The following is a 6,562-nucleotide window of genomic DNA, read 5'->3' on the forward strand; positions in this document are numbered from 1 at the left end:
GATCGCGTGAAGACGACGATCCGTCGGCGGCAGGTTCCGCATGACGAGCTCCGGAATCGCGAGATGCGCATGAGGAACCTTAGCGTGCCGTGCAGCTGATAAGATGGGGAATTCGTAAGGTTTCGCGGAACGGACCTCGGCCTGCGCTGGTTGTCCGCAGACAATCGCTAGGAGGATGAGATGGCCAACGAACGGCTTCCGAACGAACGTTATCCCGATGGCATGAACCGCCCGGACATGAGCACGCGCCCAGGCGTGACCGGTGCCGGCATGACCGGCGCCGGACTGACCGAGCCCGGACTGACCGGCGCGGAGTACGAGCGCACAGCGCGGATGGACAGCCGGCTGCAGCCCGATCCCGAGCTGACCGAAGGCCGCGCGTCCGGCGGCCGCATCGCGGCGTACGCCGTGGGCATCGCGATCCTGCTCGGCGCGGTGTTCTACGGCCTGAACAACATGTCCATGCACAACGACCAGGCCGGCAACGCGCCCGCCTCGCAGACCGCGTCGAAGACGCCGGCGCCGAACAGCTCGCCCGGCGTGACGACTGGTGCAGCCGGGGATCGCACGACACCGCCGCCGGCTCCGGCGGGCCAGAACAACAACGCGAAGTAGTTGTTCGGCGATGATCTCGCGGGCGGCCATTCGGCCGTCAGGACCTGGGCGTCGGGTGAAAAGTCACCCGGCGCCCTTTTTTCAAGAGGCCGCTCCACGCGATCAGGTCATCCTACGCCTTGAACATCGCGTCGAGATCGCCGGTGTAGCGTTCCGCGAGGGCCGCGAAGCTGCCCTTCGCCATGTCTTCCGCGGCGCGCATCACGCCCGCCCAGGCCATCCGCGCCAGGCCGCCACCGATGCTGATGCGGCGCACGCCGAGCGCCTCGGCCTGGCTGAGACTGAACGTACCCGCACCGTTCAACAGATTGACCGGCTTCGGGGCCACGGCCCTGACGACCTCCGCGATATCCTCCGGAGACTTGAGACCCGGCGCGTAGAGACAGTCGGCGCCCGCCTCCGCGTAGGCCCGCAGGCGGTCGATGACCAAAGCGAGATCCGTCCGTCCCCACAGATAGGCCTCGCAGCGGCCGGTCAGCAGCACGCCGCTGCCGCTCGCATCGATGGCCTGCCGCGCCGCCCGGATGCGCGCGATCGCCAGCGCGCGCTCGTACAGCGGATCGGCCTTGTCTCCGGTCGAATCCTCGATCGACAGCCCGGCGACCCCAGTGGCAATCGCGCGCGTGACATTGGCCGCCACGCCCTCGGGCGCATCGGCAAAGCCCCCCTCGAAATCCGCATTCACCGGAATGTCCACGGCGGCGCAGAGCGCCGTCAGATGGACGAGCACCTCGTCGACCGTGACACCGGTGTCCGGCTTGCCGATCGACCAGGCGAAGCCGGCGCTGCTCGAGGCCAACGCCTTGAAGCCGCGCTGCTGCAGCATCTTTGCGCTGCCAATGTCGAACGGATTCGGCAGCACGAAGCAGCCGGTGTCGTGCAGCTTGCGAAACGCCGCACGCTTGTCAGCAGCTGTCACGGTCATGTCATCCTCCCATAAATCGTCGGTTGCGCGAACATAGTCCTGTCCTCATCGCGCCGCCACGATATTGCGCAAGAAAGTTCGTTCTTCGCCGAGAATGAGCTTGTGCTCCTCGGCCAGCGCGAAGTTCGCCCGCCCCTCCGCATCGCCGCGCAACGTCGCCCGGTATTGCTCGTAGGCGGCGAGGCTGTCGAACGAGATCAGGCCGTAGGCGATGTCGTTGGTGCCTTCATGAGGCATGAAATAGCCGAGCAGATCGCCGCCGCAGCGGGGAATGATCGACAACCAGCGCTGCGCGTAGAGCTCGAACAGCTCGCGCTTGAACGGATCGATGCGATAGCGGATGAAGACGGTGATGGGCATGACAACCTCGAGTATGTTTTGCATCCTCGACACTATCCGCTTGCCCGGCGACAATGCTTCGGCTAACATCGAACTATGAAATCAGGCCCAGACATCGCGATGGTGGCCGCGCTGGTCGGCGATCCCGCCCGCGCCAACATGCTGACCGCCCTGCTCTCGGGCCGCGCGCTGACGGCGACCGAGCTCGCCCAGGAGGCCGGCGTGACGCCGCAGACCGCGAGCTCGCATCTGGCCAAGCTCGAAGCCGGCGGCCTGGTCGAACCGGAGAAGCAGGGCCGCCACCGCTACTACAGGCTCGCCGATCCCGACGTCGCCGACGTGCTGGAGAAGCTCGCCGGGCTCGCGGCGCGCGCCGGCCACATGCGGGTACGCACCGGGCCGAAGGAGCCGGAGCTGCGCCGCGCCCGCATCTGCTACGACCATCTCGCGGGCGACCTCGGCGTGCAGATGCTCGACAGCATGACGCGGCAAAAGCTGGTGCGCCGGCGCAAGCAGGAGATCGTGCTCACCGAGGAGGGCGAGCAGTTCCTGGCGCGGCACTTGAGGATCTCGCCGGAGATGCTGGCGCATCCGCGGCGCCCCGTGTGCAAGGCCTGTCTCGACTGGAGCGCGCGGCGGCACCATCTCGCCGGCACCTTGGGCGCCGCCCTGATGAAGCGCTTCACCGAGCTGAAATGGGCCGCGCGCGACACGACGCCCGGCAGCCGTGTCGTGAATTTCAGCCGCGCCGGCGAGAAGCACTTCGCGGCGCTGTTCGGACCGGATGGCGGCGGCTGAGATCACACGCTGTTTATCGCGGCAGCGCGATACAGGCTTGCCTCGGCAGCGAACGCGGCTCACTGCGCGAGGGTCGACGATGCCGTCGTCCTCTGCTTCCCGGAGCCTGAATGTCCCGTTTCGCTGTTGCGCTCTGCGCCGCCCTGATCGCTGTCGTCCCCTCCATCGCCCCGGCCGCGGAGGCGCCGCGCGAGCCCTATGGCATCAATCTCGAGGGCTTTGCCTATCCCTACCCGGTCAGCCTGCTGCCGCTGGTCAATGACGGCGAGCAGCTTCGGATGGCCTACATGGATATCGCGCCGGCGCAGCCCAACGGCCGCACCGCGCTGTTGCTGCACGGCCGGAATTTTCCCGCGAGCTACTGGGCGCCGGTCATCAGGACGCTGACGGAGGCCGGCTTCCGCGTCGTCGTGCCCGACCAGGTCGGCTTCGGCAAATCATCCAAGCCCGCGGGTGAGCTGCATTTCGACACCCTGGCGCGCAACACCATCGCGCTGCTCGATCACCTCGGCATCGCCAGGGTCGAGATCGTCGCGCATTCGATGGGCGGAATGCTCGCGGTGCGAATTGGCCGCGCCTATCCCGATCGCGTCGCGCATCTCGTGCTGACCGCGCCGATCGGGCTCGAGGATTACCGGATGTACGTGCCGCCCATTCCGACCGAGAAGATCATCGAGACCGAGGATCGTCTCACCGCGGAAGGCTATCGCAAGCAACTGGAGACCAACTACGCGCTGAAGCTGCCGCCCGAGCAGGTCACCCCGTTCATTGACGCCCGCTTCAACCTCAAGGGCAGCGCCGACTATCCGCGCTGGCTGAAGAGCTTCGTCAGTTCCTATCAGATGATCTATCGCGAACCGGTCGTGCACGAGATTCCGCTGCTGACACAGCCGACGCTATTTATCATGGGAGCGGACGACCATAACGCGCCGGGGCGGCCGAGCGCACCGGAAGCGTTGCGCGGCAGGATGGGACAGAATGCGGAACTCGCGAAAGCCCTTGCCACTCAGATGCGTGATGCCCGCGCAGAGGTGATCGGCAATGCCGGCCATCTGGTGTTTCTCGATGCACCCAAGACGTATGACAGGCTGCTGCTCGAGTTTCTCGGCAAGTAGATCCTGGGAACACGAGCAGCAGGGACCCGGCGAGGCCGCGTCCCTGAGGCTTGCGTGAACTTACCAGTTGCGGAAGCAGCGCTTGCCGTAGGGACCGGTGTGCCAGCCCGGGGGACAATTGTAGAGCGGCCGGCAGGCGCCGCGCGGACCGCGGTGGAAGCCGGGGCCGCAGCCTTGTGCCACCTGGATGATTTCCGCACCACCTGTGCCTTGAAGCACAGCAGGCGAGGTCGGCGCGAGCGGCGCGGCCTGCGCAGCCGACAATCCGAACAGACCAAGTCCGAGTCCAACGACAGCAGCAGCAAAACCCTTCATCGTATCAATCCTCCCTCGTGACGCCGCGACGCGGCGCTTGCTTGGTAGTCTGCCTGTGAATGAAAACGTTCAGTCATTACCAGTAGTGACGACGATGCCAGTGCCGGTGCCAGTGACGATGGTGATGCCGCCAGCCCCAATGGCGGCGGCGCCAGCCCCAGTGCCGACGGCGCCAGCCCCAGTGACGGCCGTGACCGCGATGTCCCCAGTGCACCTGCTCCGGCGCAAGCCGGTCGGCCTCCTGCTGCGAGCTGACCGCGGGGTCGGCGTTGTGCTCGGGTTGCGAGGGAACCGATTCGTTCAGCGGCGTCGGCGAGAGCGGCGCCGCGATCGACTCGGTGCGGAACACCGCACCGGCCGCGGCGGCACATCCGACGCCGAGTGCGAGCTTGAGGAAGTTTCGTCGTTCCATCATGCGCCTCCATGATCTGCAAGCCAGACGCATGGAGTATCAAAGCGATCAGCTGAACGTGAGCTGAACTGCCACGCGCAACACGCACGCCGCAAAACTGTTAGCAGCTTCGGCTGTGATGGAACTCAGCCTACTCACCCACGATCTGCGCCAGCGCGAAGCTCTCGCGCGTGCGCGTCACCTCCGGCCAATCGCGATTGAAGTCGGCGATCAGCCGCTTCATCTCCTCGCCGCCGACGGCGCGTTCCATCGCAGCGGTATCGTCGAACTGATACATCGCCTGATGCACCGCGGGATCGGTGAGGCTCCACGCCCGCCACGCCTTGCGCACGCCGAAGCTCTTGATCGCGTCCGGCAGATGAACGTCGCGGTACCACCGATCGAATGCGTCGCGCTGCGCGGGATCGGGAACCGTGGCCCGGACGACGAAAATGGCTGCAGGCATCAGCTTCTCCAGATGATCATGGCGTCCGCGCTCACTCAGCGAAATCCCGCGGCCAGCGACACCACCTGGCCGTCGAGCCCGTTGAAGCCGTGATGGCCACGGGCCTGGCAAGGATCGCCCTCTTCCGCGCCGCCGGACAGCCACTTCACGCGGGCGCGGCCGCCGGACCATTTGATGAAAGGATCGACGCCGGCCGGCAGCGTGAACTTGCAGGCGTCGCTGGTGTGGTGGATGACCAGCGTGCGCGGCAGCGCCGACGGCGAGCCGAGGATCGACATGACGTTGGACGAACTGCCGGACTCCGGGCTGAGGAACCCCGAGGTCAGCACCAGCGCGTCCGGGCGGGCGCCGCGTGCGATGCCCTCCGCCGCCCTGATCGTGCCGCGGCTGGTGCCGATCACCGTCACCGGCCGCTTGATGGCGGCCATGTAGTCGACGGCGGCCTTCAGGTCGGTGTTGTAGTCGGCGACCATGACCGCGAGGCCGCGCGCCGCATAGGCGTTGCGGGTGCGAACCAGCTGGTTGCCGAGCAGGCCGTGGATGTCGCCGCGCTCGCCGACATTGATGGCGCCATCGCCGCCCGGCAGCAGGATCACGCTCGCCCGCACCGACGCCGGCCTGATCAGCGCCACGCGAGAGCCGCCGACACTGACGGTCTCATCGGCCGAGGCCGCGGCCGTGAGTGTCGCCCACAGCACCGCCCCCATGCCGATCCGCATGAGCACGCGACGCGCCTCCGTTCTGAGCATCTGGACCTCCCGTGCGCCGACTCAAAGGGCGGCTCGCGGAAGACTAGCAAAATAATACGAGGCCCGGAGTGCCTAGGAGTCCGGGCCTCGTCACCTCGCGACCTCGCGCGAGCGAGACCGGTCGGTATCTTGCAAACTTGGCGGACAACCCAATGATCCGCCTTGCGCTGCCTCAATTCATCAGTAGCAGCGCGTGATGGTGACGGTGTGATCGTCGCCGCGGCGTCCTGGTACCGTCACGGTCTGCATCGGGCAGCTCGAGACGTAGGGCCGGTCGGCGGGAACGACGTTCGGCGGATAGCGGTGCGCCCAGTCCCAGGGGACATCGTAGGTATAGGTGTAACGCACATCTGCGGACGTGTGCTCGGGGATCTGCTGCGGCACGGGCTCACCATAGCCGCCATAGGCGAATGCGCCGGCGGCCGGCAGATAGGCGCGCGGGCCGCGGACATGATGCCGGACCAGCGGATGCGCGGGCGGAACGACCTGAGCCGGCGCCACCGGAGCGGCGGCTGGCGCGGCGACCACGGCGCCCGATCGGGCCGAGGCGGCATCAGCCGGCAGCATCAACGCGGCGGCCACCCCGCAGGCCAGCCCAATTCCGGACGTCCGAACTGCCGATGTTCTATCAGCCATGATACGCGACCCTACTCTACTCAGTTGCCAGCCTGCCTATCAAAGCTAGGCCAACGGCCCAGTTCCGGCAAACCCGTCGTTAAAGGTTAGTTAAGCCGTAAGCTTAACGCCAGGGCTGCGGACGGCGCCCGATTGCCGCAATCTGCCGGGACGAGTGCAACATTCCAGAGCGGGCGCGAGGCCCCTGGATTGCTTCGTCGCTGCGCTCCTCGC

10 protein-coding genes are annotated in these 6,562 nt (G+C 66.7%); 3 read left to right on the forward strand and 7 right to left on the reverse strand.

The window, feature by feature from the left end:
* Positions 1-180: 180 nt before the first annotated feature.
* Positions 181-615 carry a hypothetical protein gene (locus BRAS3809_RS03575; RefSeq protein WP_008960739.1) on the forward strand — a complete coding sequence of 145 codons (435 nt, stop codon included), beginning with the start codon at positions 181-183 and terminating at the stop codon, positions 613-615.
* Between the two features lie 112 nt (positions 616-727).
* Here the strand turns inward: BRAS3809_RS03575 and BRAS3809_RS03580 are convergent, their stop codons facing one another.
* A complete protein-coding gene (locus BRAS3809_RS03580; RefSeq protein ID WP_008960740.1) occupies positions 728-1,540 on the reverse strand; it encodes an isocitrate lyase/PEP mutase family protein in 813 nt (270 codons plus the stop codon).
* Positions 1,541-1,585: 45 nt separating this feature from the next.
* Positions 1,586-1,900, reverse strand: coding sequence for an NIPSNAP family protein (locus BRAS3809_RS03585; RefSeq protein WP_008960741.1), 315 nt, complete (start codon positions 1,898-1,900; stop codon positions 1,586-1,588).
* A gap of 75 nt (positions 1,901-1,975) precedes the next feature.
* Between BRAS3809_RS03585 and BRAS3809_RS03590 the strand changes: the two genes are divergently transcribed.
* Both BRAS3809_RS03590 and BRAS3809_RS03595 read left to right on the forward strand, forming a co-directional pair.
* Entirely contained in the window at positions 1,976-2,677 is a 702-nt protein-coding gene (locus BRAS3809_RS03590; protein WP_170323249.1) for a metalloregulator ArsR/SmtB family transcription factor, read from the forward strand.
* 110 nt (positions 2,678-2,787) lie between these two features.
* Positions 2,788-3,792 carry an alpha/beta fold hydrolase gene (locus BRAS3809_RS03595; RefSeq protein WP_008960743.1) on the forward strand — a complete coding sequence of 335 codons (1,005 nt, stop codon included), beginning with the start codon at positions 2,788-2,790 and terminating at the stop codon, positions 3,790-3,792.
* Positions 3,793-3,852: 60 nt separating this feature from the next.
* Here the strand turns inward: BRAS3809_RS03595 and BRAS3809_RS34620 are convergent, their stop codons facing one another.
* From BRAS3809_RS34620 to BRAS3809_RS03615, 5 genes are all read right to left on the reverse strand, one after another.
* The gene (locus BRAS3809_RS34620; RefSeq protein WP_008960744.1) at positions 3,853-4,107 is read right to left on the reverse strand and encodes a GCG_CRPN prefix-to-repeats domain-containing protein; all 255 of its coding nucleotides are present in this window, start codon (positions 4,105-4,107) and stop codon (positions 3,853-3,855) included.
* 76 nt (positions 4,108-4,183) lie between these two features.
* Entirely contained in the window at positions 4,184-4,519 is a 336-nt protein-coding gene (locus tag BRAS3809_RS03600; RefSeq protein ID WP_035655207.1) for a twin-arginine translocation signal domain-containing protein, read from the reverse strand.
* Between the two features lie 130 nt (positions 4,520-4,649).
* Positions 4,650-4,964, reverse strand: coding sequence for an EthD domain-containing protein (locus BRAS3809_RS03605; protein WP_008960746.1), 315 nt, complete (start codon positions 4,962-4,964; stop codon positions 4,650-4,652).
* 35 nt (positions 4,965-4,999) lie between these two features.
* Positions 5,000-5,713, reverse strand: a complete 714-nt coding sequence (locus tag BRAS3809_RS03610) for an alpha/beta hydrolase (protein WP_008960747.1) — start codon at positions 5,711-5,713, stop codon at positions 5,000-5,002.
* A gap of 180 nt (positions 5,714-5,893) precedes the next feature.
* A complete protein-coding gene (locus BRAS3809_RS03615) occupies positions 5,894-6,349 on the reverse strand; it encodes a hypothetical protein (RefSeq protein ID WP_052523338.1) in 456 nt (151 codons plus the stop codon).
* Positions 6,350-6,562 lie beyond the last annotated feature (213 nt).

It is taken from the genome of Bradyrhizobium sp. STM 3809 (assembly GCF_000239795.1).
GTDB lineage: Bacteria > Pseudomonadota > Alphaproteobacteria > Rhizobiales > Xanthobacteraceae > Bradyrhizobium.

Bases quoted from the DNA above. Each gene is read 5' to 3' on its own strand.
- BRAS3809_RS03595 (WP_008960743.1), top strand. From the start codon at position 2,788: ATGTCCCGTTTCGCTGTTGCGCTCTGCGCCGCCCTGATCGCTGTCGTC.
- BRAS3809_RS03585 (WP_008960741.1), bottom strand. From the start codon at position 1,900: ATGCCCATCACCGTCTTCATCCGCTATCGCATCGATCCGTTCAAGCGC.
- BRAS3809_RS03605 (WP_008960746.1), bottom strand. From the start codon at position 4,964: ATGCCTGCAGCCATTTTCGTCGTCCGGGCCACGGTTCCCGATCCCGCG.
- BRAS3809_RS03600 (WP_035655207.1), bottom strand. From the start codon at position 4,519: ATGGAACGACGAAACTTCCTCAAGCTCGCACTCGGCGTCGGATGTGCC.
- BRAS3809_RS03590 (WP_170323249.1), top strand. From the start codon at position 1,976: ATGAAATCAGGCCCAGACATCGCGATGGTGGCCGCGCTGGTCGGCGAT.
- BRAS3809_RS34620 (WP_008960744.1), bottom strand. From the start codon at position 4,107: ATGAAGGGTTTTGCTGCTGCTGTCGTTGGACTCGGACTTGGTCTGTTC.
- BRAS3809_RS03615 (WP_052523338.1), bottom strand. From the start codon at position 6,349: ATGGCTGATAGAACATCGGCAGTTCGGACGTCCGGAATTGGGCTGGCC.
- BRAS3809_RS03580 (WP_008960740.1), bottom strand. From the start codon at position 1,540: ATGACCGTGACAGCTGCTGACAAGCGTGCGGCGTTTCGCAAGCTGCAC.
- BRAS3809_RS03575 (WP_008960739.1), top strand. From the start codon at position 181: ATGGCCAACGAACGGCTTCCGAACGAACGTTATCCCGATGGCATGAAC.
- BRAS3809_RS03610 (WP_008960747.1), bottom strand. From the start codon at position 5,713: ATGCTCAGAACGGAGGCGCGTCGCGTGCTCATGCGGATCGGCATGGGG.